Here is a 21,907-nt window from a genome sequence, read left to right on the forward strand (position 1 = left end):
CCGCCCGACAACGACATTGGACGGAGAAAGACGATGGAAGAACTCAGCAGACAGCATAAGGACGTTCCGTATGGCTGGTTCGCCCTGCTGCAGGAATTTCTGGCCGCGCGGGCCGAGCGCCGGGCGCGGAAAGGCGCGTCGCGACGGTGGAACGAGGGCTTTCCCACGCTCCCGGGCGACCTGCACAACCTTGCGGGTCCGCACTGAGCTTCGTGAGTTCGCCTCGGGGCGCCCTTCTCCCGCCGGGGGAGAAAGGACACACACCGAGGCTGATCCGATCTTGGCCGAACCGCTACTTCGCCGCGACGGCCTTCTGCATCTCCTGCTGACGCCGCGCCAGGTTCAGCAGGTACTGCCGAACCGATTCCGCCTCATCGGCTGTCAGCAGGCTGGCGAAGGACACCATCCCCTGCTCCTTGCGGTCGCCGTCGATGACGATGCTCTTGAAGATGGCCGCGTCGGTGATGGCCGGTGAGTAGCGCAGGTCGGGGATCGAGAAGTTCGACACCCCGCTGGCCCCGTGACAGACCCCGCAGTTGGCGGCGAACACCGCCGTGCCGGTGGCGATCTGCTGCGGCGTGCCGGGGGTGGCCGGCAGGGTCAACGGCGTCTTGGTCGATGCCGGCCGCGCCGGCAGCTTGCCCTTGGCCCCCAGTTTGAAGACCAGCAGGCGGCGCGGGCCTTCCGAGCGCGGATCGACCCCGGCCCCGGCCGAAACCGCGAAGCCGCCACCGTAGCCGGCCATCAGGGCGACATACTGCTCGCCGTCGATCTCATAGGTCATGGACGGCGCGACGACGCCGGTCTGGGTGTCGAAGCCCCACAGCTTCTTGCCGCTGCCGGCGTCATAGGCCGCGAACTCGCCCGTGGCGCTGCCCTGGAAGACCAGGTTGCCCGCCGTGGCCAGAACCCCGCCGTTCCAGGGCCCGTCATAGTTGACGGTCCACTTGGCCGACTGCGTCACCGGATCCCAGGCCACCAGCTTGCCCTTCAGCGAGGCGCGGATCGCCTTCAGCTGCGCCTCGTCGTCCGGCAGACCGGCGACCAGGAAGTCGATGCCGACATTCCAGCCCTGCGGCCGGTACTTGAAGTTGGCCTTGTCGCCACCCGGCTGCATGTAGGGGAAGGGAATTTCCTGGGCCGGGATGTAGACCAGCCCGGTCTTCGGGCTGAAGGCCATCGGGTGCCAGTTGTGGGCGCCCAGCGGGCCGGGGTTGGACAGGTGGATGGTCTTTTCGTAGCGCGCCCCGGGCGCCTCGATCGGCCGGCCGGTGGCCTTGTCGATGCCGGTCGCCCAGTTAACGGCGCTGACGTACTTTTCGGCCGAGATGAACTTCCCGTTGGTGCGATCCAGCACATAGAAGAAGCCGTTCTTGGGCGCCTGCATCAGCACCTTGCGCGGCTTGCCGTCGATGGTGAGGTCGGCCAGCACGATATGCTGCGTCGCCGTATAGTCCCAGCTCTCGCCGGGCGTGGTCTGATAGTGCCAGACGTATTCGCCGGTCTCCGGCTTGAGGGCGACGATCGAGGACAGGAACAGGTTGTCGCCGCCGCCGGGGCTGCGGATGTCGCGGTTCCAGGGCGAGCCATTGCCGACGCCGATATAGAGCAGGTCGAGCTCGGGGTCATAGGCCATCGAGTCCCAGACCGTGCCGCCGCCGCCGACCTTCCACCATTCGCCGTTCCAGGTCTTGCGGGCGACGTCCTTCATCGCCTTGTCGGAAGCGGCGCCATCCGTCTCCTTCTCGCCGGGCACGGTGTAGAAGCGCCAGGCCATGTCGCCGGTCTCGGCGTCATAGGCCGAAAGATAGCCGCGCACGCCCAGCTCGGCGCCGCCGTTGCCAATCAGCACCTTGCCCTTCACCACGCGCGGCGCGCCGGTGATGGTGTAGGGCTTGGATTGGTCGACCGTGACCTTGGACCAGACCAGCTTGCCGGTTTTGGCGTCGAGCGCTTCCAGGCGACCGTCGAGCGTGCCGTAGAACACCTTGCCGCCCCACAGGGCGACGCCCCGGTTGACGCTGTCGCAACAGGCCTTGACGCCCGTCGACTTGGGCACCGCCGGATCGTGTTCCCAGAGCAGCTTGCCGGTCTTGGCGTCGAAGGCGCGTACGATCGACCAGCTGCTGGTCGTGTACATCACGCCATCGGCGACCAGCGGCGTCGCCTCGATGCCGCGCGTTTCTGGCAGGTCGAAGGACCAGGCCAGGCCCAGCTCGCCGATGTTCGAGGCGTTGATCTTCTCCAGCGGGCTGAAGCGCTGTTCGGAATAGGTGCGGCCGTGGGTGATCCACTCGCCCGGGTTACTGTCGGCGGCGGCGATCCGCGCCGCATCGACCGGTTTTGGTCCGCCACAGGCCGCCAAGGCCAGGCTCGCGACCGCCACGGCGGCCCAGATTGCGCGTTTGGCGCCCATCCCGAATTCTCCCATACAGATGAGTCGCCGGGTCTGACGCCCGACGTTAGGGCCGACTATGGCCGCGCGACGCTGCGTCAATCAACGGTCCTTTCAAGGCCCGCGTCACCGGCTTTTCGAACAGTCTCCAGACCAGCCAGCCGATGCCGCAGGCCAGCACCAGCGACAGCGGAATGAACAGCCACGGCCGCCAGGTTCCCAACAGCACCGCCACCGCCCCGATGACCAGCGGATGGGTCAGGTAGAGGCTGTAGCTGGCGTCGCCCAAGGCCAGCAGGACCGGAATCCGAGGCAGGCCGCCCTCGGCCTCGACCGCCGTCAGGCCGGCGACGATCAGCAGGGCCGGCATGCCCCAGAACAGCGGCCGCCACAGGTCCCATTCGCTCTGGATCACGGCCATGGCGGCGTACCAGGCAATCGCGGCGGCCAGCATGAGCCAGCCGGCCCCGCGCCCGGGTCGAAAATCGGTGGTCAGCACCTTGGCCAGCAGGACGCCGGCCAGGAATTCGAGGATCAGCGGGTTGGCCAGCATCTCGTAGGCCGGCGGATAGAAGAAGCCGCCCAGACCCAGCGCCAGGAGCCCGCAGGTCAGCACCAGCAGGCGGCGCGGCTGGGGGATCAGCAGGGCGACGGCGAAGATCAGGTAGAAGATCGCCTCATAGTTCAGGGTCCAGCCCGGGGCCAGGATCGGAAACGGCTGGCCGGCGGGGTTGCGGTGCTGAATGAAGGCCAGCGACTGCAGGACGTGGCTCCAGGTCGGCTGCACATCTGGAAATCGCGGCGGAAACAGCAGCGCCGCCGCCACCAGCCCGAGGGTCACCACCCAGTATAGCGGCGCGATGCGCACGGCCCGCCGGCGCAGGAACTCCAGCGGCCTGACGCCCGTCCCCTCGGTCGTGCGCCACATGATGAAGCCGCTGATGACGAAGAAGATATCGACCCCGGCCGCGCCGATGTCGAAGTCCAGCCGGGCCCACTGGAAGGCGTGAAACACCGCCACCGCCAGGGCCGCCAGGGCGCGCAGATACTGGATCGACAGCAGAGGCCGCATCCGTCCTCCCCAGGCCGCGCGCGGGGCTAGTGATGCGCTGGATGAGGGCGATCGGCAATGGGGACAAGATCAGTCATGGGATGTGATCCTGGTGCGGAACGGACGGGATCAACACCGCCCCTCGCCTGTGGCAGACTTCCGCCATGGCCAAGCAATTCGACCGCATCGGCGCCCAGCACGCCGACTTCATCTCCAGGCAGCACATCTTCTTCACGGCCAGCGCCACGGCCGACAGCCGCATCAACCTGTCACCCAAGGGGCTCGACGCCCTGCGCGTGCTGGACGAGCACAGCGTCTGCTGGCTGGACCTGACCGGCAGCGGCGCCGAAACCGCGGCCCACATGCGCCACGACGGCCGCCTGACTGTGATGGTGTGCGCCTTTCAGGGCCCGCCCCTGATCCTGCGCCTCTACGGTCGGGGACAAGTCCTGCCGCGCGGCGGCGAGGCCTACGCCGCCCTCCTCGCCTCCGCCTTCGACGACAAGGAACCACCCGGGGCCCGCCAGATCGTCCGCCTCGACGTCGATCTGGTGCAGACCTCCTGCGGCTTCGGCGTGCCCCTCTATGACTACCAGGGCGAACGCGACAGCCTAATCCGCTGGGCCGAAGCCAAGGGCGAGGATGGCCTCGTCGAGTATCGCGCCGAGAAGAACGCCGTCAGCCTCGATGGCCTGCCCACCGGCGTCGCCTGACCTCTTGCCGAACCTTGCGGAAGGCAGGCACAGGGCGTCCGACACGAGGAGAATCCCCATGACCGAACAGACCCACGCCGGCCGCACCATCCTGATCACCGGCGGCTCCTCGGGCCTCGGCCGCCGCTTCGCCGTGATGCTGGCCGCCGCCGGGGCCAAGGTCGCCGTCTGCGCCCGCCGTACCGACCGCCTGGCCGACCTGGTCAGCGAGATCCAGACGGCCGGCGGGACCGCCGCCGCCTTCGCCATGGACGTCCAGGACGAAGCCAGCGTCATCGCCGCCTTCGAGGCCGCGCAGGAGCAGCTCGGCCCCATCGACACCGTCATCGCCAACGCCGGCATGAACAACGAGGGTCTGGCTGTCGATCTGCCGGTCGAGGACTTCCGCACCGTGCTCGACATCAACGTCACCGGCGCCTTCCTGACCGCGCGCGAAGGGGCCCGGCGGATGATGGCCGCCGGTTCGAAGGACACGGGCCGCGGCCGCATCGTCCTCATCGCCTCGATCGGAGCCCACAAGGTGCTGCCGGGTCTGGCCGTCTACTGCGCCTCCAAGGCCGCCGTCGCCCACATGGGCAAGACCCTGGCCCGCGAATGGGCCAACCGGGGCATCAACGTCAACGTCGTCTGCCCGGGCTACATCGAGACCGAGATCAACAGCGACTGGTTCGCCAGCGAGGGCGGCAAGAAGCAGATCGCCAGCTTCCCGCGCCGCCGCCTGATGGACCCGTCCGATCTCGACCCGGTCATCGCCTGGCTGACCTCCGATGCTTCGAAGTCGGTGACCGGCAGCGTGGTGACGGTGGACGACGGGCAGTCGATCTAGTTGTCCCGTTTGAGGGTCGGCGGCGGCCTGATCGGCGCAAAGTCGACAACGCCGGTATTGCCCGTCTTGCGATCATAGGCAGTCAACAGGACGCTGAACGCTCCGGGAGCGTCCTCGATCGTGACGGAAAAGGTCGAGGGCTTGCCGGCGTAGGTCAGCTTTACCCGCCTGTCCGGGGCGCCCAAAGGCGCCGCGCTGATCACGGCTTCGACCTCATAGTCATCCGAATTCCACAGCCCGCCGGGCGTCAACGGACATCCGCACATCAGGGTGACATTGGCGGTCAGAACGGCGGCCTGGCCCTCGAACCGGACGGTGGGGTCTATGGTCAGGCCCGGAAATTCGATGATCCAGCCGTCGCCGACGCTGGACTTGCCGGGCAGGATCCAGGCGCTCGAGCTCACGGTCACGGCTCCGCCTGCCGGGCGCGCTGGCCCCTCGGCTTTCAGAAGAACCAAGGTCGGCTTGTCGATGTCGATGGTCGCGGTGAAGGCGGCATCGCCTTCACCCGCCAGTCGCTCGCCCCGCAGGCGCGGCTTTACCATCAGGCGGTCGGTATCGCCGGTCCCGCCTTCGGTTCGCCCCTTGGCGAGCACCTTGCCCTTGACATCGGTGAGCGTCACTTCGACCCCACCCATGCTCGTGCCGATGAACTTGGCATCCTTGGCAAGCGCCCGGACGGTGATGGTCGTCGGCTCGGCGAAGGCCGGCGCCGCCAGGCCAAGGGCGATCAGAACAGCCAGGATCAACGGTCTCATCAGGTCCTCACGCCTTGTCGAACTTGTCCTTGCGCCGGTGCCCAAACAGCATCCGCTGCTCCAGCCGCGCCCTTAGGCCGGCATAGTAGGCTTGCAGGAACTGTTCGTCGCTCTCGTATTCGCCGGGCGTCCAGTCGATCTTGCGGCGGATGCGGTCGGCGACGGCGGTCATGGTCTTGCGATCGCGGTTGCGCAGCACCTGCTCCAGCACGTGCAGCTCCTTGATGCCGTAGGCCGACAGCTGGGCGTCGGTGAACTTGAAATGACCGCTGGCGTCAGTGTCGGAGAGGTCGGGCAGCAGGGTGCGCTTGGGCGTGCGCACCACCCAGGTGCCGGCGATCAGGTCGCCGGCCCGCAGGCGGTCCTTGTTGAACAGCGGGAAGAACAGGAAAATCCCCGTCCAGATGGCCATGAACAGCATGGTCAGACCATCGGCGGAGCCCTGCGAGAAGGCCCCGATGATCATGAACTTCACCGGCGCCGCGAACTCGATCTCGCGCATGATATTGCGGGCCACGACCGCCTCGGCCGTCAGCCGCCCGCCGTCCCGCGCCGCGACCCTCAGGCCCATGATCCGCTTGCCGATGGTGGCGGCCCGCGGCGACAGCTCGAAGCCGATGAACCAGCCGTTGCTGAGGATGAAGAAGCCCAGGAAGCCGATGATCCAGATATGGCCGGCGTCCTTGCCGCCCATCGACGCCAGGGTCCAGCCGACCGCCCACAGGAACAGGCCGATGCAGATCATCTGCAGCACCCAGTCGATCAGGAAGGCCCCGATGCGCTGGCCGGCGTCGCCGATGCGCAGGTTGAGGTCGACGCCCTCCGGCGTGACCAGCGAGCGGCGCAGGGCCGCCTCGGCCTTGGCCGTGGCGTCATAGGCGGACATTGGCGAGCCCCTTGCGACGGCGCGGCAGGTAGAAATAGCTCATCCACAGCACGCCCGAGCCGATGCCGATGGCGTAGCGGGCCACGTCCGAGGTGATCAGCTGGCGCCCGAAGCCCTCGATAATGCCGGCGATCAGCAGCATCAGCACCACCCCGGCCATCGCCCCGCCGCAGGCCCTGCCGGCCTCCGAGGCCGCGTCCAGCCGGGTCTTATCGCCCGGGAAGGCGACGGCCAGCCCGATCTTGAAGCCCGCCCCGCCGGCCAGGATGATGGCGTAGAGCTCGGTCACCCCGTGGATCATGATCCAGCCGGCGAAATTCCACCCCAGGCCCTTGGCGGCGAACACCGCCAGCATGGCCCCGAGCATGGAGCCGTTCTGGATCAGCAACATCGCAGTCGGCACACAGAAGGCGAAACCGAGCGCGAAACAGAACAGCGAGATCTGCGCATTGTGCTGGAACAGGCTGGCGGCGAACGGCCCCAGCTGGCCGGCCGGGCCGCCGTCGTAGAGGCCGTCGCGCAGGGTCTTGTAGGTGGCGGTCGGATCGCGGCCCTGGGCCATGTCCGGCGAGACGAAGGAGAAGTAGAGATCGGGGTTCTGGCTAACGAGCACATAGCCCAGCACGGCCGCGAAAATGGTGATCAACCCCGCCGCCAGGGTTTCCTTCCAGATCGAGGTCACCGCCCGCGACCAGCCGGTGGTGAAGAAATGGACCAGCCGCTCGCCGATCCATGGCCGCGTGCCGTAGACCAGGAAATAGGCCCGGGCGCAGAGGCCCTCGAGGTATTCGATCAGGCTGTGGTCCAGCGAGGTGGCGCGGGCCACCGACAGGGACGACAGGGCCGAACGGTACAGCACCGGAATGGCCAGCAACTGTTCGTCGGTCAGCGACCGGGCGCCGCGCGACTCGACCTTCTCGAGCAGGCCCGACAGCCGGCTCCAGTCATGCTGCCGCTCCTGGCGGAACTTGGCGCTTTTCAGCTGCAGGGCGGCCATGTCTTTCCTCCTACAGCAGGTTGCGGCGTTTGATGTCGAGGTAGGCGTTGATCAGCGCCGGGCCGACCGCGCCGGCCGGCGCCTCGACCAGTTGCACCCCCATCCGGCGCAGGCGCATCATCACCACCTCCCGCTCGCGGATCAGCGTCGCCGCCGTCACCGCCCGCGACAGATCGGCCCCCTCGAGCGGCTCGGCCCTGGCCATCGCCTCCAGCTCCTCGTCCCGCATCAGCACGAACAGCACCAGATGGCGCTTCAGCAGCCGGCGCAGGTTCTCCATCATCAGCTCGGCGCCGATGCTGTCGGTGAACTCGGTGAACATGACGATCAGGCTGCGGCGGTCCAGATCGCCGGCCAGGGTGGTCAGGCCCAGCGTGAAATTGGTTTCCTCGGCCGCGTAGTCGAGCCGCGAGACCAGCCGCTGGATCAGCGGAAACGACTGCACCCCGCTGGTCGCCCCGGTCGACAAGCGCGGCCTGGCATCGAAGGCGAACATGCCGACCCGGTCGCCGGTGGCCAGCCCGACATAGGCCAGCAGCAGGGCCGCGTTGATCGCCCGGTCGATGCGCGGCAGGCCCTCAAGGGGCTCGCTCATGGTGCGGCCGGTGTCCATGGCCATGACGATGGTGTGGTTGCGCTCCGTGCGCCGTTCCTGGGCGACAAGCTTGCCGTGCCGGGCCGACTGCTTCCAGTCGATGGTGCGGTGGTCCATGCCGGCGACGAAGTCGCGCAGGGCGTGGAACTCGGTCCCCTCGCCGGTCTCGATCTGCTCCTTCAGGCCGTGCAGGGCGTCGCGGGAGAACAGCCGCAGGGCCTCCTCCTTCACCGCCGCGATGTTCGGCGTCACCGGGGCGGCGTAGTCGAGCGGATGCTGGATCTGGGCCCAGGCCAGGCCCAGCGGCCCCTTCCAGCGCAGCCACAGCTTCTCCAGCACCGCCTCGCCCCGCCTGAACGGCGTCAGGGTGAAGGCGGCGGCCGTCTCCTTGGCCTCGACCGCGACAAAGGCGCGGCGCGGTTCGACGGCGATGATGTCATTGCCCTCCAGCATCATCTCGACCCGGGCGGGCGTGAAAATGCTGTTGAACAGCACGCCCGCCCTGGCCTCGCCGCCCGCCCCGACGGCCAGCGATCCCGGCGCGTCGAGCACCACCTCGGGCGGCGTCCGCAGCCGGGTCAGGCCGGCGTCGAGCAGCATCAGCAGGACCACCAGCGCCGACCAGCCGACCCCGACCACCCAGTAGCTGGCCGCGAACACGCCGGCGCCGGCGGCCAGGGGCGCGCCCACGGCCGTCAGCACCACAGCGGTCCGCGTCGGATAGATCACCGAGGCGCCTCGATCTGGCTGATCAGGGTGTTCAGCGCGTCATCGACCTTGCGGCCCTCGATCTCGGCCGCCGGCGACAGGATCACCCGGTGGCGCAGGGCCGGCAGGCTGAGCGCCTTGATGTCGTCCGGAATGACATAGTCGCGGCCGTTGAGCACGGCGCGGGCCCGGGCCGCCGTCGCCAGCGAAGCGGCGCAACGCGGCGACACCCCGGTCTCGAAGTCGGCCGACTCGCGTGTGCCACGGACGATGTCGACGACGTAGCCGCCGATCTCCTCGGTCAGGCGGATGCTGGCCAGCAGGTCGGCGATGGCCGCCAGCTCGGCGGCGTCGACCACCTTGGCGACCCCCATCTCGACCGGATCCGGCTGGCCGGTGCGGCCTCCGAAGCGGGCGACGATGGCCTTTTCTTCCGTGGCGCTGGGATAGCTCAGCGTCTGCTTGAACAGGAAGCGGTCCAGCTGCGCCTCGGGCAGCGGATAGACGCCCTGCTGCTCGATCGGGTTCTGGGTGGCCACGACCATGAACCGCTCGCCCAGCTCATGGCGCTTGCCGTCCAGGGTCACCGTGCGCTCCTGCATGGCTTCCAGCAGGGCGGCCTGGGTCTTGGGCGGCGTGCGGTTGATCTCGTCGGCCAGCAAGAGGTCGCAGAAGATCGGCCCCCGCGTCAGGGTGAAGCTGCTGGTCTGGAAGTTGAAGATGTTGGCCCCGACGATGTCGCCGGGCATCAGGTCCGGGGTGAACTGGATGCGGCCGAAGCTCACCCCCAGGGTCCGGGCGAAGGTCTGCGCCAGCAGGGTCTTGGCCGTTCCCGGTGGGCCCTCCAGCAGGATGTGGCCTTTCGCCAGCAGGGCGATCAGCATGAGGTCGACGGTGTCGGCCTGGCCGACCACCGTCTTGGCGATTTCGGCGCGGATGCGAGCCGCCAGTCCTTGCACGTCAGCGACGTTCACGGGTCATCTCCAGTCTCCAGGAATACAGGCGGCGAGCGGCGGCGAGCGCCTCGCCGATGTCTTTGGCCGCGGCCGCCTTGGCGCGCAGCTCGGTGAAGGGGGCAAGGTCCGCCTGGGCCGACAGCCGGTCCAGCAGGGCCTCGAGATCATCGTCCGACAGGGCGTGCGGCGCGCCCACGGCCCGCGCCGCCTCGGCCCGCACCCACAGGGCGTAGCGTTCGACCATGCGGTGCTCGCGCCTGGCCAGGCGGATCAGGGCGGCGGTGTTGTCGGCCAGGCCGCGCTTGCCCAGCGCGATGGCGCGGGCCTTCTCGATCGGCGGGCCGAACCGGCCCATGGCCTGCATGGCCAGCAACAGGGCGGCCAGGCCCAGAGACAGGCTGACCCCTAGGAACGGCGGCTTGAGCATCGTCTCCAGCATGCCCTTGCGGTTCTGCAGGCCGTTCAGCGAGACGTCGAAGACGATCCCGTCGCCCTCGGCGCGGGCGAGCGCGAGGATCTTCAGCCCGGCCAGGGCCGTGGCCTTGTCGCTGATCCCTTGCGTATTGAGCAGGTCCGGATCGGAGAGGAGCCAGGTGTCGCCGTTCCGGGCCAGCACCACCCCGCCGCGCTCGGCGACCAGCACCGGCCGCCAGTCCTTGCCGAGCTTGAGCATGCGCAGCTGGTCGATCTTGCCGGTGACGGCGAACAGCGAGCCGTCGGCCCGTAGCAGCCGGCGCGGACCGATCACCGCGTCCTGCCCCAGCTTCGTCCCCTTGGCGATGTCCTCCAGAACGCCGACCACCATCCCGCCCGGCATCAGCTCACGGCCGCGCACCCAGCCCCGGTGGGTGTTGTGCGGCCCCGCCGCCCACTTCCTCAACACGATCAGCCGGTCGCCCTCATAGACCACCTCGTCCAGCGCCTGGGGCGAGGCGTAGGGCTCCGGCGCGACGATCAGCAGCGGATCGGCGCCCTCGGCCCCATAGCCGGTGCGGTCGATGCTGACCTCGACGCCACTGGCCCGCAGCAGTTCGATGATCCCGGCATAGCCGACCGCCGAGCGCGACAGCGCATGGGCCCCGCCATTGTCGCCCTTGTTGAAGTCGTCGCCGAAGGCGCCCATCACCAGGCTGCCGATGAAGGCGAGCACGCCGATCACCACCAGCCACAGGACCAGCACCGCCGAGAAGGGGTTACGGCTGCGCTTGATCGACCGGCGGCCGGGAACCAGGGTCATGACCAGGTCCCCGACAGCACCAGCTGCTCATAGGCCTCGCGGGCCCGCAGCCAGCCGGCCTCATCGACCGGGCGGCCGCCGAAGAAGCTGCGCTCGACGATCTCGGCGATCAGGGCAAAGGCGGGCCTGGCCTGCTCCGGCAGGTCCGGCAGGGCGGCGATGTCGCGGCTGGTCAGGGCCGGGCCGATCAGGCGTGGACGCCGCGCGATGATGTCGGCGACGCCGCGCAGCAGCAGCATGTGCACCGCCTCGTCGAACCGGCCTTCGGCGGCCAGGGCGTCAGCGTCGAGCAGCAGGATGCGGGCCTTCTCGCGGTCCGGCCGCCAGTCTGTGGCCCCGAGCTTCTTGAAGTCCTTGCCCCCCTTCCAGCCGAGCCGAACGCCAAACAGCTCGCGCACGATCAGAAAGACGATGAGCAGCACCCCAAGGCCGATGACGGTCCAGATGACGATGGTCAGCGGCTGGCCGATCGCCGCGATGGCCTCGATCAGCGGCCTCAGCCAGTCGGGCGGCGGCTTGGGTGGATCGACGCCGGGCAGGCTGTGCTGCAGGGTCTTGTCGGCCATCATCGCCGCATGCGCGCGGTCGAACCCCGACGGATCCAGTGACCCGTCAGGCGGTACGCGCGGCACGGAATTTGTCGGCTGGCCCATCCCCGGAGCCATACTAGGCGAGCGGCGTGACAACACAACCAAGGCCGAGTGCCTGCCTGACGAAAAGGCGGCGATTGCCCGTTTTGCGTGCTGCCCGCGACACGACCCGCATTGCGAAAAACGTGAAGGAACCAAGCGGCGGCGAAGCGTCTTCCGCTCCTTGCCGGGTTCGGCGCCAGCGTACGGAGTAGCCCCAGTGAAAATCGCCCAGGTCGCCCCCCTCTACGAGGCCGTTCCGCCCCTGCTCTACGGCGGCACCGAACGGGTCGTCGCCTATCTGACCGACGCCCTGGTCGAGCTCGGCCACGACGTCACCCTGTTCGCCAGCGGCGAATCGAAGACCCTGGCCACCTTGAGCCCCGGCCGCGACCAGGCCATCCGCCTCGACCCCGCCGGCCTGAAGTCGGACCTGGCCGCCCACATGGCCATGCTCAGCGAGGTACGCCGCCGGGCCCATGAGTTCGACCTCATCCACTTCCACACCGACATGATCCAGTTCCCGCTGTTCGAGGACATGGCCCATCGCACGCTCACCACCCTGCACGGCCGCCTCGACCTGAAGGATCTGCCCGCCGTCTACGAGCGCTGGCCGATGTATCCGATGGTCTCGATTTCCGACGACCAGCGTCGCGGCCTGCCCTTCGCCAATTGGGCCGGAACCGTGCAGCACGGCCTGCCCGCCAATCTGCTGAACTTCTCACCCACCGGCTCTGGCTACCTGGCCTTCCTCGGCCGCATTTCGCCGGAAAAGCGCCCTGACCGCGCCATCGCCATCGCCAAGGCGGCCGGCCTGCCGCTGAAGATCGCCGCCAAGGTCGATGCCGCCGACAAGCAGTATTTCGCCGAGGTCATCGAACCGCTGATCGCCGGCGATCCCTCGATCGAATTCATCGGCGAGATCAACGAGCAGCAGAAGTCCGTATTCCTGGGCAATGCCGAGGCCCTGCTCTTCCCCATCGACTGGCCGGAACCCTTCGGCCTGGTGATGATCGAGGCCATGGCCTGCGGCACGCCGGTCATCGCCTGGCGCAACGGCTCGACCACCGAGGTCATCGAACCGGGCGAGACCGGCTACCTGGTCGACAGCCTGGAAGCGGCCGTCGCCGCCGTGCCGCGGGCCCGGGCCCTCGACCGCGCCGCCATCCGCGCCCGCTTCGAGCTGCGTTTCTCGGCCGTGGCCATGGCTCGCCGCTACGTGACACTCTATGGAGATCGGCTGGCCAGCCTGCCGTTCGGCGAAACCGACCCGGCTGATTCGCCGTTGACCTCGGGAGACGACCTGACGCTCGCCCGTATCGCCTGACCCACAGCCGGGAGACTGCATGAACGATATCGCCGTCATCGCCCCGGCCCTGGACGAACATCGCGACGAAGGCCCCCTGCGCATGCTGGCGCTGAAGGCCGGCGACTGCTTCCTGGTGGCTGACGGTCACGGCGACATCCTCGGGGGCTCCGACGGTCTGTTCGACGCCGACACCCGCATTCTGTCCCGCCTCAAGCTTCTGATCGGCGGCAGCGGCCCGACCCTGCTCAGCTCCGGGGTCTCCAGCGATAATGTCGTTTTCACCTTCCACGGCGCCAACCGCCCCCTGCCCCCGGCCGGCGGGCGCCAGGTGCCGCCCGGCGTCCTTCACGTCGAGCGCCAGCGCGTCGTCCACGCCGACCGCCTGTACGAGCGTATCAGGCTGACCAACCACGGCCTCGACGAGGTGCTGGCCCCCCTCTCCATCGAGTTCGCCGCCGACTTCAAGGACATCTTCGAGGTCCGCGGCCAGACCCGCCGCAAGCGCGGCCGCCTCGAACGTCCGGTCATCAACGGCCGCCAGGTCAGCTTCCGCTACGAGGGCCTCGACGGCGTCGTCCGCACCAGCGTCATCGCCTTCTCCGAGCCCCCGGCCCGCCTCTACCCCGACCGCGCCGACTTCCTGGCCAGCTTCCAGCCCCGCACCTCCTACGAGCTCTTCCTCGAGGTCGGCCCCGCCTTCGAGGACATTCCCGACGAGCGCCGCTTCCGCATCGCCACCGCCGCGGCCCGCAAGGCCATGCGCACCCGCGCCCGCCTCGGCGTCACCCCGCGCAGCGACAGCCCGGCCTTCAACCGCTGGACCACCCAGTCGCGGGTCGACCTGGCCCTGCTGACTACCGAGCTTCCGACCGGCCGCTACCCCTATGCCGGCATCCCCTGGTTCTCGACGCCGTTCGGCCGCGACGGCATCCTCACCGCCTGGCAGATGCTGCTGTTCGACCCCGGCCTGGCCAGGGGCGTGCTCAGCTACCTGGCCAGCCGCCAGTCGACCGAGACCAACGCCTTCCGCGACTCCGCGCCGGGCAAGATCATGCACGAGACCCGCAAGGGCGAGATGTCGGCCCTCGGCGAGGTGCCCTTCGGCCTCTACTACGGCGGCGTCGACACCACCCCTCTGTTCGTCGCCCTGGCCGGCGACTACGCCCGCCGCACCGGCGACATGGTCCTGATCCGCCAGATCTGGCCGGCCCTCAGGAAGGCCGTCGAATGGCTTGAAACCCAAGGCGATTCCAACGGCGACGGCCTGATCGACTACGCCCGCGCCGCCGAGACCGGCCTCTCCAACCAGGGCTGGAAGGACAGCTACGACAGCGTCTTCCACAGCGACGGCCGCTTTCCCAAAGGCCCCGTCGCCCTGGTCGAGGTGCAGGGCTACGCCTTCGCCGCCTGGCGGGCCATGGGCCAGCTTGCCAGCCGCCTGGGCGAACCGGGCGGCGAGGCCTGGACCGCCCGTGCCGAAACCATGCGCCAGGCCGTCGAGGACCGCTTCTGGATGGACGACGTCGGCGGCTACGGCATCGCCATCGACGGCGACGGGCGGCTCTGCCGCCCCCTGACCTCCAACGCCGGCCACCTGCTGTTCGTCGGCCTGCCCAGCCCCGAGCGCGCCAACCGGGTCATCGAGACCCTGTCGGGCGCCGCCTTCAACACCGGCTGGGGCATCCGCACGCTGGCCAGGGGCGAGAGCCGATACAATCCCATGAGCTACCACAACGGCTCCATCTGGCCGCACGACAACAGCCTCTGCGCCGCCGGCATGGGCCGCTACGGCGAACGCGAGCACCTGGGCCGCCTGCTCCGCGGCCTCTTCGACACCGCCTCCGACATGGGCATGCGCCTGCCCGAACTCTTCTGCGGCTTCCCCCGCCGCCCGGGCGAGCCCCCCGTCCCCTACCCGGTCAGCTGCTCACCCCAGGCCTGGGCGGCCGGCTCGGTCTTCCTGATGCTGCAGAGCCTGCTCGGCATCGAGGTCGACGCCTTCGCCGGCGAGGTCCGCATCACCCGGCCGCGTCTGCCGGCCGGGGTGAACCGGCTCAGCCTGCCCAACTTGGCGGTCGGCGACTGCGAGGTGGACCTGGTGTTCGAGCGGGTGCGCGAAGGGCTGGTGGTGGCGTCAGCGACGCGTTGCCACGAGCGGCTGCGGGTGACGACGGTCAGCTGAGGGCTCAGTCGCCGCAAAGACCGCCTGAGCCATGCTGAGAAGCGCAGGCTCGTGACGCCTGAGAGAGTAATAACTCATAATAAGTACACGTATGAGTCGACTCTCGTACTGCTTCCCCTCTAGGTACATCTCCTCCGCATTTCGCCGAGGTGCAGGAGATGTCCGATGTCGCAAATTCCCAAAGGCCTCGTCATAAATCCCGGCGACGCCAATACGCTGTCGCCGCCTTGCGTCACCAACGACGCGATCTACTTCCGCGGAACCGACAACGCCCTCAAAAAGGTTTCGACCGTCGAGTCCGGCTCTCCGATCCGCCTTAACGACGAATCAACGGTGACGACCCCCTTCGTTTCGGGGGATCGGGTCTTCTTCATGGGCGCCGACAACGCCCTGAAGTCGGTCAAGACCGACGGCTCGGATCGTCAGGAATACGGCCTGGCGACCATGTCGACCCCGTGGGTGAACAACGACTGGATCGTGTTCCACGGGACCGACGACCGGCTGCTCCGGTATGACCGCCACGGCCAGGGGATCTTCGACTACAATGTGACGACCAGTTCCAGCCCGGTGGTCGCCGGCGACAACGTCTATTTTCAGGGTACAGACAACCGGCTCCTGACGGTTCCGCTGACCGGAGGCGCCTGCACCTCGATCGGCGGCATGAAGGTGGACGGCGCGGTCAGTGTGGATGACGGCGGGACCATCGTTTTCAAGGCGTACGATCCCGAGGCTGGCCAAACGATCCCCGGCCCGGGCGGCGCGCCTATCCCAAAGACATCCGGCCCCGATCAACTGCTCCTGGCGTTCAAGCCAGGTGGGCCCGCTCGGCGGCTCTCAAAGACTGTCGTGCACGTTTCACCGTCCGCGCCGCTGGCTTCGGCCGGGTGGGTGTATTTCAGGGGCGCGCACAACAACGGCCTGTTCCGTTGCACGGTCGATGGCGACGACCTCCAGCAGGTCGGCGAGACGATGCAGACCTGGTCCACGCCCGGCGGCTACAAGGGCAAGATCGCCTGGCAAGGCGTCAGCGACAACCGGCTCTGGTACGTCGATCTCAGCTAGACGCCTCAACGCAAACGAAGGGGCCGGGCGCACATCGTCCGGCCCTGTTCCGCCCGGCAGCTCAGGCCGACCATCCCGCCACGTGCGGCCGGATCGTCCGCTGGTTGCTGGAAGAGATCGGCCAGCCCGTTGGCCGTCCCTCGCTACGGCGGCGCGGCAACCTCCGGGAGGAGCGGCGCGCCGGCTCTTACCCGTTCACTCTGGCTCAGCAGCAGAGCGCGCAGATCGACGCCGCTGGGACAGACGAAAGAGACCTCACGGGTGTTGCCGGGAGCCGCCCAATCCTCAGCCACCTGACAGCCGGACGGCGCGATCACCCATGCGGCCGACCTGGCCCAGTCATCAGGTTGCCAGGTCGCAAAGCCCGGCTCGCCGCCACCAGGCCTGAGCCAGATGGTATTGTGGACCGGGTGCACCACGCCAACGACGTTTCGGCCCCCGGCTCCGGTTCTGAACACGGCGTCGCCTTCATAGCCACGACCACCCGGCCTGCGCTGACCCGCTACAGCACTGGCCCGCACGAGTTCAGGCTGCGTGAAGCACGCCTCGCGAAGCCGCTGCATCACAAGTTCGCGGGCCTCGTTTCTCGCCCTTCCGCGACGGCGAGCGGCCCGCTCACCCAGCGGCCAGATGGCAATACGCCCAATGGTCCTGAGAGCGTTCTTGCCCTTCTCCTCGCTCCACTCGTAGGCGTCGGCCTTGGCGGCAACGCAGTCTGCCGTGTTCGCCTTGGGGTCGGCGCCGACCATGTCGGCCAACTGGCTCGGCAAGGTGTCAGCGTGAGCGGGGCCGGCGATCGCCACGGCCAACCCCAGGATGACGATAATAGAACGCCGCATAGCCCCCCCAACTGGCCCTGCTACTCAGTGGCCGTCATTCAAGCTGCATGGGCGGCGGGTCCTTGGCAACCACCTCCCGGTCGGCGAACGGCCGACTGCTGCTGCCACAACCCTGTCAGCAGCCAGGGACTAGGGTCCGCCAATCAACGGAGCCAGCCATGTCCAACCTCGTCTTCTACACCAACCCCATGTCCCGCGGCCGGGTTGTCCGCTGGATGCTGGAAGAGATCGGCCAGCCCTATGACACCCGGATCCTTCGCTGGGAGACCGGCGACACCAAGCGCCCCGACTTCCTGGCCATCAACCCGATGGGCAAGGTGCCGGCCATCGTCCACGACGGCGTGGTCGTCACTGAGTGCGCCGCCATCTGCGCCTATCTCGCCGACGCCTTCCCCCAGGCGGGTCTGGCGCCGCCGGCCGACAGCCCGTTGCGCGGCCCCTATTACCGCTGGCTGTTCTTCGGGGCCGGCCCGGTCGAGCAAGCCATGGGGGCCAAGACCGTGAACCTCGAACCGACCCCCGAGCAACGCGTCTCCCTCGGCTTCGGTTGTCTGGACGATGTTCTGGGGGCCGTCGAGGGCGCGGTGCGGGACCGCGCCTACCTCGTTGGCGATGGATTCACCGCCGCCGATCTCTACCTCGCCTCGTTCCTGTCGTGGGGCATGACCTTTGGCTCCATCGAAAAGCGCCCGGCCTTCGAAGCCTACGTCGAGCCCCATCTCCAACGCCCGGCCGCCCGGCGGGCCGACGACATCGACGACGCCCTGATCGCGGCCGCTGGACAGGCCGTGGCCTGACGCCAGGGCCCATCACGCCGCCGGATCGGCCAACACCACCGAGAGGACGACCTCTGCCCTGGCGAGGTCGTCCGCTTTCGCCTGCGCCAGCCCTGTCGCCAGGATCAGCGCCTTCCACAACGCCCACCCCCTCCCTCGCGCCCAGGTCCCGGCGTCCAGCGGCAGCCCGGCCCGAAAGGCGCTGCGGGCGTCTCCCTCCAGAAAGCTCCACGCCACCGCCAGGTCGCAGGCCGGGTCGCCGACCGCCATGCCGCAGAAGCGCAGCCCTTTAAAATACTTAGCGGACTGTAGCAGTAACGTGGTGCCATCAGCTCCGTGAACAGGAGGAAAAACGAACCACTTTTCTTCAGGCTTGGAGAGAGACTATTCCGCCGCCCCCTTCTTGGAAGATGCTGCTGAGGCAATGTTTCCGACCGCAGTTACGACCTCAGAGCCACCAAAGAATGCAGTGGATATTCCGACCGCAATGTTCGGGGACACGCCAAGCTGAGTCATAGCAAGTGTGGCCAAAGCAACGCCGCCAACACTAATGCCTGCTTTAAGCGTCGCGCGACCGTTCTGCTTTGCCCAGTCAGTGAGTACCGCTCCAAGGTCGTTTAGAATAGCTCGAGATTTCACAACCTGCTGCTTCTGTGCAAGGTCGCCGGCCTGCTCTGCCGCGCCTAATAGACTCACGACCAACTGAAGTTGCTCGATGACATGGTCCATCAACTCAACGTAACGTTCGTAGAGATTTAGAGCATCCGGATCATTGGGCTTAATTGCCGAAATTGCCGTCAAATCTAATTTTAGACGTTCAGTCAGGGCGACCGCTACCTCCCGAACACCCGTAGCCAGCGTAGTACCGCCAGCCTGATGCACGGAGTCAGGACCGCTATCAACCGCCGGCAGACCGTCAAGGTCAGACGAACTCGGCGGAGCTATGTCGCTAACCGCGCTCCTCAATTCGGCGGCCTCAACTCCAGAGGCTGTCCGCTGAACGAGTTCGCCACGCTCGAAGGAGTACATCGTGAAGGCAGGCAGACGAGAGAGGGCTCGCAGAAGTTTGACACCGTCAAACAGCGTGTTCTCATCAACGACTACATCGTCGAGCGTGCATTCCTCATTCATGGATACGCCGCGAAAGTCGGCCCCCCTAAGGTCAGCTCGATCAAACTTCGCCCCATACAAGGCAGCCCCAGTAGGCTTGCCGCCGCGGCTCCGGGATGCGGTGAAATTTGCCGCCTTAAGGTTGGCTCCCTGGAAGTTCGTCTTGATCATTTGGGCTGTGGACAAATCCGCACCAGATAGATCAGCGCCAGAAAGATCAGTTTGACTAAGCACAACGCCAGGGAGGCGCATGCCTGACAGGTTCGCACCTGTTAGATTTGCCTTAGCGAAAAGGCATCCATCCAAGTTGCGCCCCCTAAGGTCTATGCCGGATAGATCGGCAGATCGGAAGTCACACTTCGAAAGGTCGGACGCGCCAGAGAAGAGCAAGTCCAAGTCATCGGCATCAGCCATCTACATCAAATCCTCCACAAGCGGTGCGAGAAGGAATAGCCTGACTCGCCCAACAACTGCACGCCGGGGCTAGACGGTGTTGGCGCGCATCAAACCGCATCACGCCTCGGCTCGCCCCAGTCACCCGAGCCAGCCCGGCCCGCCTAGCGTTCCGCCCTGCCTCCAAGCGGGCAACAATGCATAGAACGGGCTCGTTTTTCCCAGCGGCAATTGTGATGACAGTGCACTCAATCCGGCCCAGATAGAGCCTAGGTTAGGTCGAGCGGCTCGCTCACCACAACCGGCAGCGTCGCCCCGGCCCGCGCCACCTCCTCCGCTTTCGCCTGCGCCAGCCCTGTCGCCAGGATCAGCGCCTTCCACAACGCCCACCCCCTCCCTCGCGCCCAGGTCCCGGCGTCCAGCGGCAGCCCGGCCCGAAAGGCGCTGCGGGCGCCTCCCTCCAGAAACGCCCACGCGACGGCCAGGTCGCAGGCCGGGTCGCCGACCGCCATGCCGCCAAAGTCGATGACCGCGCACAGCCGCCCGTCCCGCACCAGCAGGTTTCCCGGCGCGACGTCGCCATGCACCCAGACCGCCGGCCCCTCGAACCGCGCCGCCAGCGCCGCCTCCCAGACCGCCGTCGCCGCCGCCGCATCGAACCGGCCATCGAGCCTCCCGATCGCCGCCCGGGTTTCGCCGTCATAGGTCGCCAGGTCCCCGCCCCGGTGGAAGTTGCGAACGCCCGGAGCCGGCCCTTCGGCCGCGTCCAGGCCCTGCAAGGCCGACAGAAACCGGGCCAGGTCCGCTCCAAAGGCCGCGTCGCCGCCGACCCCGGCCGACATCGCCGTCTCCCCCTCGATCCACCGCGCCACCGTCCACGGCCAGGGATAGCCCTCGCCCGGCTCTCCCCGCGCCAGCGGCTGCGGGATCGGCAAGGGCAGCCCCGGCCCCAGGACCGGCAGCCAGCCGTGCTCGGCCTCGACCTGCGGCGCGTACCAGGCGGCGCTCGGCAGCCGGACCAGCATCTCCGCGCCGAGGCGGAAGGTGCGGTTGTCCCAGCCGCTCTCGGGCACGGGGCGAACGGCCAGATCGGCCCATTGCGGAAACTGCGCGGCGATCAGCCGCTCGACCAGCGCGGTATTGATGAAAGGTCTGGTCCGGGCTTCCATCAGACCTCCCTCCAGGGCCGGCGTCTGGGGCTTCCTATTGTCCTGTCCACGACGTCTGCTCCCATTCCGATCTCCCGCTTCGCCTCGACCTTCAACGGTCGGCTTCTCTCTCGCCTGATCGTCCCCGACATCGGATAGTGCCCATCGCAACGCGAGCCTGAGACAACGCCATGGCCAAGGCCAAGAGAAAACTGCTTCCGAAGGACTTCGACGTCATGCTCAAGGCGGGCGACCTCGCGGCGCTGAGGGCGGTGTTCGACGTCTGCGACCTTGAGGCCCGCGGTGGCTACAGCAAGCATACGACGTTGTCGTTTCTCGACTGCCCGGACGACCTTGGTCGCTGGCTGGTCGGTCAAGGCGCCGATATCGAGGCGCGGGACAGCTACCAGCGCACCGCTCTGCACGCCCGCGCGGCCAGCCGAAGGGGCGAGATCGGCCTCCTCCTGGAACTAGGCGCCGACATCCACGCCGTGGACTATCAAGGCGATACGCCGCTCCATTGCGCCGCACAGTTCGCCAATCTCGATGCCGTCCGCCGCCTGATCGACCAGGGCGCCCGCACTGACGCCCTGAACGTCATGAAGCTGACCCCGCTTGAGGCCGCGCTTCAGCGATGCAGCAACATCGACATCCCGGCCATGGCCGATATCGCGGCGCTCCTGCTCCCGGCTGATCCTCAACCGGCCAAGGGATTGGGCGCCCTGATCAAGGGCGTCTTCCGGCGCACCGAGAGCCGCGCTTCCGTCACGCCCCGGATGCGCGAACTCGTCCAACGCATCGGGGAGACCTTCGAGTTTCACCGCCAGGGCTTCAACCCCGACTCCGTCGACGCCACCAGCGCCGCGCTAGACCGGCTGTACCAGCTGTTCGGCGTGACCCCGGTCCCTCGCCGGATCATGCACGACGGCCGAACGCCCATCGTCGCGCGCTCGAAGCGTTGGGAGGACCAGCATCAGGAGCTCTGGGACACGCTGGTTCCCTCGGGCGGAGCCGCCTCGACGGTTCAGGGCGAGGTCATCCGCATCACCGGCCGCGTCGCCAACGAGATCGAGGGCAACGGCGGCGGCAACTGGGACGCCGACTACCGCAAGATGACCAGAGCTCTTCTGACGCACCTGGCGTCGGGGGCGTCCCTGCCGCCGGAGGACCTGGACCGTGCGGCGAAGCTCGTCGCCGAGGTCCGAACCCGCGACGGGGCCGCCGCGGACCTGTGCCAACTGGCCGTGCAGTGGGTGGCGCTGAACCCCGCCCCCATGCCCCTTGACCCGCCTGACTACCGCCGGTGAGCGGGTGACCGCCGGCAGGACGCCGTCCTG

At 67.9% G+C, this 21,907-nt stretch carries 21 protein-coding genes; 8 read left to right on the top strand and 13 right to left on the bottom strand.

The window, feature by feature from the left end:
- The first annotated feature begins 33 nt into the window (after window positions 1-33).
- Window positions 34-207 (top strand): hypothetical protein, encoded by a 174-nt coding sequence (locus O5I81_RS11895; RefSeq protein WP_271065098.1) that lies wholly within the window; start codon window positions 34-36, stop codon window positions 205-207.
- 85 nt (window positions 208-292) lie between these two features.
- Here O5I81_RS11895 and O5I81_RS11900 read toward each other — a convergent pair whose 3' ends face one another.
- Window positions 293-2,416 carry a PQQ-dependent dehydrogenase, methanol/ethanol family gene (locus tag O5I81_RS11900; protein ID WP_271065099.1) on the bottom strand — a complete coding sequence of 708 codons (2,124 nt, stop codon included), beginning with the start codon at window positions 2,414-2,416 and terminating at the stop codon, window positions 293-295.
- 46 nt (window positions 2,417-2,462) lie between these two features.
- Window positions 2,463-3,467, bottom strand: a complete 1,005-nt coding sequence (locus tag O5I81_RS11905; protein WP_271065100.1) for an acyltransferase — start codon at window positions 3,465-3,467, stop codon at window positions 2,463-2,465.
- 143 nt (window positions 3,468-3,610) lie between these two features.
- On the opposite strand from O5I81_RS11905, the gene O5I81_RS11910 reads away from it, so the two are divergent.
- Together O5I81_RS11910 and O5I81_RS11915 are read left to right on the top strand one after the other, a co-directional pair.
- The gene (locus O5I81_RS11910; protein ID WP_271065101.1) at window positions 3,611-4,159 is read left to right on the top strand and encodes a pyridoxamine 5'-phosphate oxidase family protein; all 549 of its coding nucleotides are present in this window, start codon (window positions 3,611-3,613) and stop codon (window positions 4,157-4,159) included.
- A gap of 58 nt (window positions 4,160-4,217) precedes the next feature.
- Window positions 4,218-4,985, top strand: coding sequence for an SDR family oxidoreductase (locus O5I81_RS11915; protein WP_271065102.1), 768 nt, complete (start codon window positions 4,218-4,220; stop codon window positions 4,983-4,985).
- Here the strand turns inward: O5I81_RS11915 and O5I81_RS11920 are convergent.
- The 7 genes from O5I81_RS11920 to O5I81_RS11950 are packed head-to-tail and all read right to left on the bottom strand — an operon-like array spanning window position 4,982 to window position 11,688.
- Entirely contained in the window at window positions 4,982-5,743 is a 762-nt protein-coding gene (locus tag O5I81_RS11920) for a hypothetical protein (RefSeq protein WP_271065103.1), read from the bottom strand. The two genes, O5I81_RS11915 and O5I81_RS11920, sit on opposite strands and share 4 nt — an antisense overlap.
- 7 nt (window positions 5,744-5,750) lie before the next feature.
- Window positions 5,751-6,629 (bottom strand): RDD family protein, encoded by an 879-nt coding sequence (locus tag O5I81_RS11925; protein WP_271065104.1) that lies wholly within the window; start codon window positions 6,627-6,629, stop codon window positions 5,751-5,753.
- Window positions 6,616-7,626 carry a stage II sporulation protein M gene (locus O5I81_RS11930; RefSeq protein WP_271065105.1) on the bottom strand — a complete coding sequence of 337 codons (1,011 nt, stop codon included), beginning with the start codon at window positions 7,624-7,626 and terminating at the stop codon, window positions 6,616-6,618. Before O5I81_RS11930 ends, O5I81_RS11925 begins: the two co-directional genes overlap by 14 nt.
- 10 nt (window positions 7,627-7,636) lie before the next feature.
- Window positions 7,637-8,950, bottom strand: a complete 1,314-nt coding sequence (locus O5I81_RS11935; protein ID WP_271065106.1) for a DUF58 domain-containing protein — start codon at window positions 8,948-8,950, stop codon at window positions 7,637-7,639.
- A complete protein-coding gene (locus O5I81_RS11940) occupies window positions 8,947-9,903 on the bottom strand; it encodes a MoxR family ATPase (RefSeq protein ID WP_271065107.1) in 957 nt (318 codons plus the stop codon). Before O5I81_RS11940 ends, O5I81_RS11935 begins: the two co-directional genes overlap by 4 nt.
- A complete protein-coding gene (locus O5I81_RS11945; RefSeq protein ID WP_271065108.1) occupies window positions 9,890-11,122 on the bottom strand; it encodes a DUF4350 domain-containing protein in 1,233 nt (410 codons plus the stop codon). Before O5I81_RS11945 ends, O5I81_RS11940 begins: the two co-directional genes overlap by 14 nt.
- On the bottom strand, window positions 11,119-11,688 hold the full coding sequence (locus O5I81_RS11950) for a DUF4129 domain-containing protein (protein WP_271065109.1): 570 nt from the start codon (window positions 11,686-11,688) through the stop codon (window positions 11,119-11,121). Before O5I81_RS11950 ends, O5I81_RS11945 begins: the two co-directional genes overlap by 4 nt.
- 283 nt (window positions 11,689-11,971) lie before the next feature.
- Here O5I81_RS11950 and O5I81_RS11955 point away from each other — a divergent pair, with 283 nt between their 5' ends.
- The 3 genes from O5I81_RS11955 (at window position 11,972) to O5I81_RS11965 (ending at window position 16,304) form a co-directional block, all read left to right on the top strand.
- Window positions 11,972-13,078 carry a glycosyltransferase family 4 protein gene (locus O5I81_RS11955; RefSeq protein WP_271065110.1) on the top strand — a complete coding sequence of 369 codons (1,107 nt, stop codon included), beginning with the start codon at window positions 11,972-11,974 and terminating at the stop codon, window positions 13,076-13,078.
- Between the two features lie 19 nt (window positions 13,079-13,097).
- Window positions 13,098-15,242 (top strand): amylo-alpha-1,6-glucosidase, encoded by a 2,145-nt coding sequence (locus O5I81_RS11960; RefSeq protein ID WP_271065111.1) that lies wholly within the window; start codon window positions 13,098-13,100, stop codon window positions 15,240-15,242.
- A gap of 165 nt (window positions 15,243-15,407) precedes the next feature.
- On the top strand, window positions 15,408-16,304 hold the full coding sequence (locus tag O5I81_RS11965; RefSeq protein ID WP_271065112.1) for a DUF5050 domain-containing protein: 897 nt from the start codon (window positions 15,408-15,410) through the stop codon (window positions 16,302-16,304).
- Window positions 16,305-16,447: 143 nt separating this feature from the next.
- Here the strand turns inward: O5I81_RS11965 and O5I81_RS11970 are convergent, their stop codons facing one another.
- On the bottom strand, window positions 16,448-17,107 hold the full coding sequence (locus tag O5I81_RS11970; RefSeq protein WP_271065113.1) for a hypothetical protein: 660 nt from the start codon (window positions 17,105-17,107) through the stop codon (window positions 16,448-16,450).
- Between the two features lie 194 nt (window positions 17,108-17,301).
- Between O5I81_RS11970 and O5I81_RS11975 the strand changes: the two genes are divergently transcribed.
- Window positions 17,302-17,940 carry a glutathione S-transferase family protein gene (locus tag O5I81_RS11975; RefSeq protein WP_271065114.1) on the top strand — a complete coding sequence of 213 codons (639 nt, stop codon included), beginning with the start codon at window positions 17,302-17,304 and terminating at the stop codon, window positions 17,938-17,940.
- 12 nt (window positions 17,941-17,952) lie between these two features.
- Here the strand turns inward: O5I81_RS11975 and O5I81_RS11980 are convergent, their stop codons facing one another.
- From O5I81_RS11980 to O5I81_RS11990, 3 genes are all read right to left on the bottom strand, one after another.
- A complete protein-coding gene (locus O5I81_RS11980) occupies window positions 17,953-18,189 on the bottom strand; it encodes a hypothetical protein (protein WP_271065115.1) in 237 nt (78 codons plus the stop codon).
- A gap of 114 nt (window positions 18,190-18,303) precedes the next feature.
- Complete coding sequence (locus tag O5I81_RS11985) at window positions 18,304-19,443, bottom strand: pentapeptide repeat-containing protein (RefSeq protein ID WP_271065116.1); 1,140 nt, start codon at window positions 19,441-19,443, stop codon at window positions 18,304-18,306.
- Between the two features lie 248 nt (window positions 19,444-19,691).
- A complete protein-coding gene (locus O5I81_RS11990; protein ID WP_271065117.1) occupies window positions 19,692-20,591 on the bottom strand; it encodes an aminoglycoside phosphotransferase family protein in 900 nt (299 codons plus the stop codon).
- 170 nt (window positions 20,592-20,761) lie between these two features.
- On the opposite strand from O5I81_RS11990, the gene O5I81_RS11995 reads away from it, so the two are divergent.
- Complete coding sequence (locus O5I81_RS11995) at window positions 20,762-21,877, top strand: ankyrin repeat domain-containing protein (protein ID WP_271065118.1); 1,116 nt, start codon at window positions 20,762-20,764, stop codon at window positions 21,875-21,877.
- The last annotated feature ends 30 nt before the right edge of the window (window positions 21,878-21,907 follow it).

The sequence above is a fragment of the Caulobacter sp. NIBR1757 genome (assembly GCF_027912495.1).
In the GTDB taxonomy this organism is placed as follows: Bacteria; Pseudomonadota; Alphaproteobacteria; order Caulobacterales; family Caulobacteraceae; genus Caulobacter.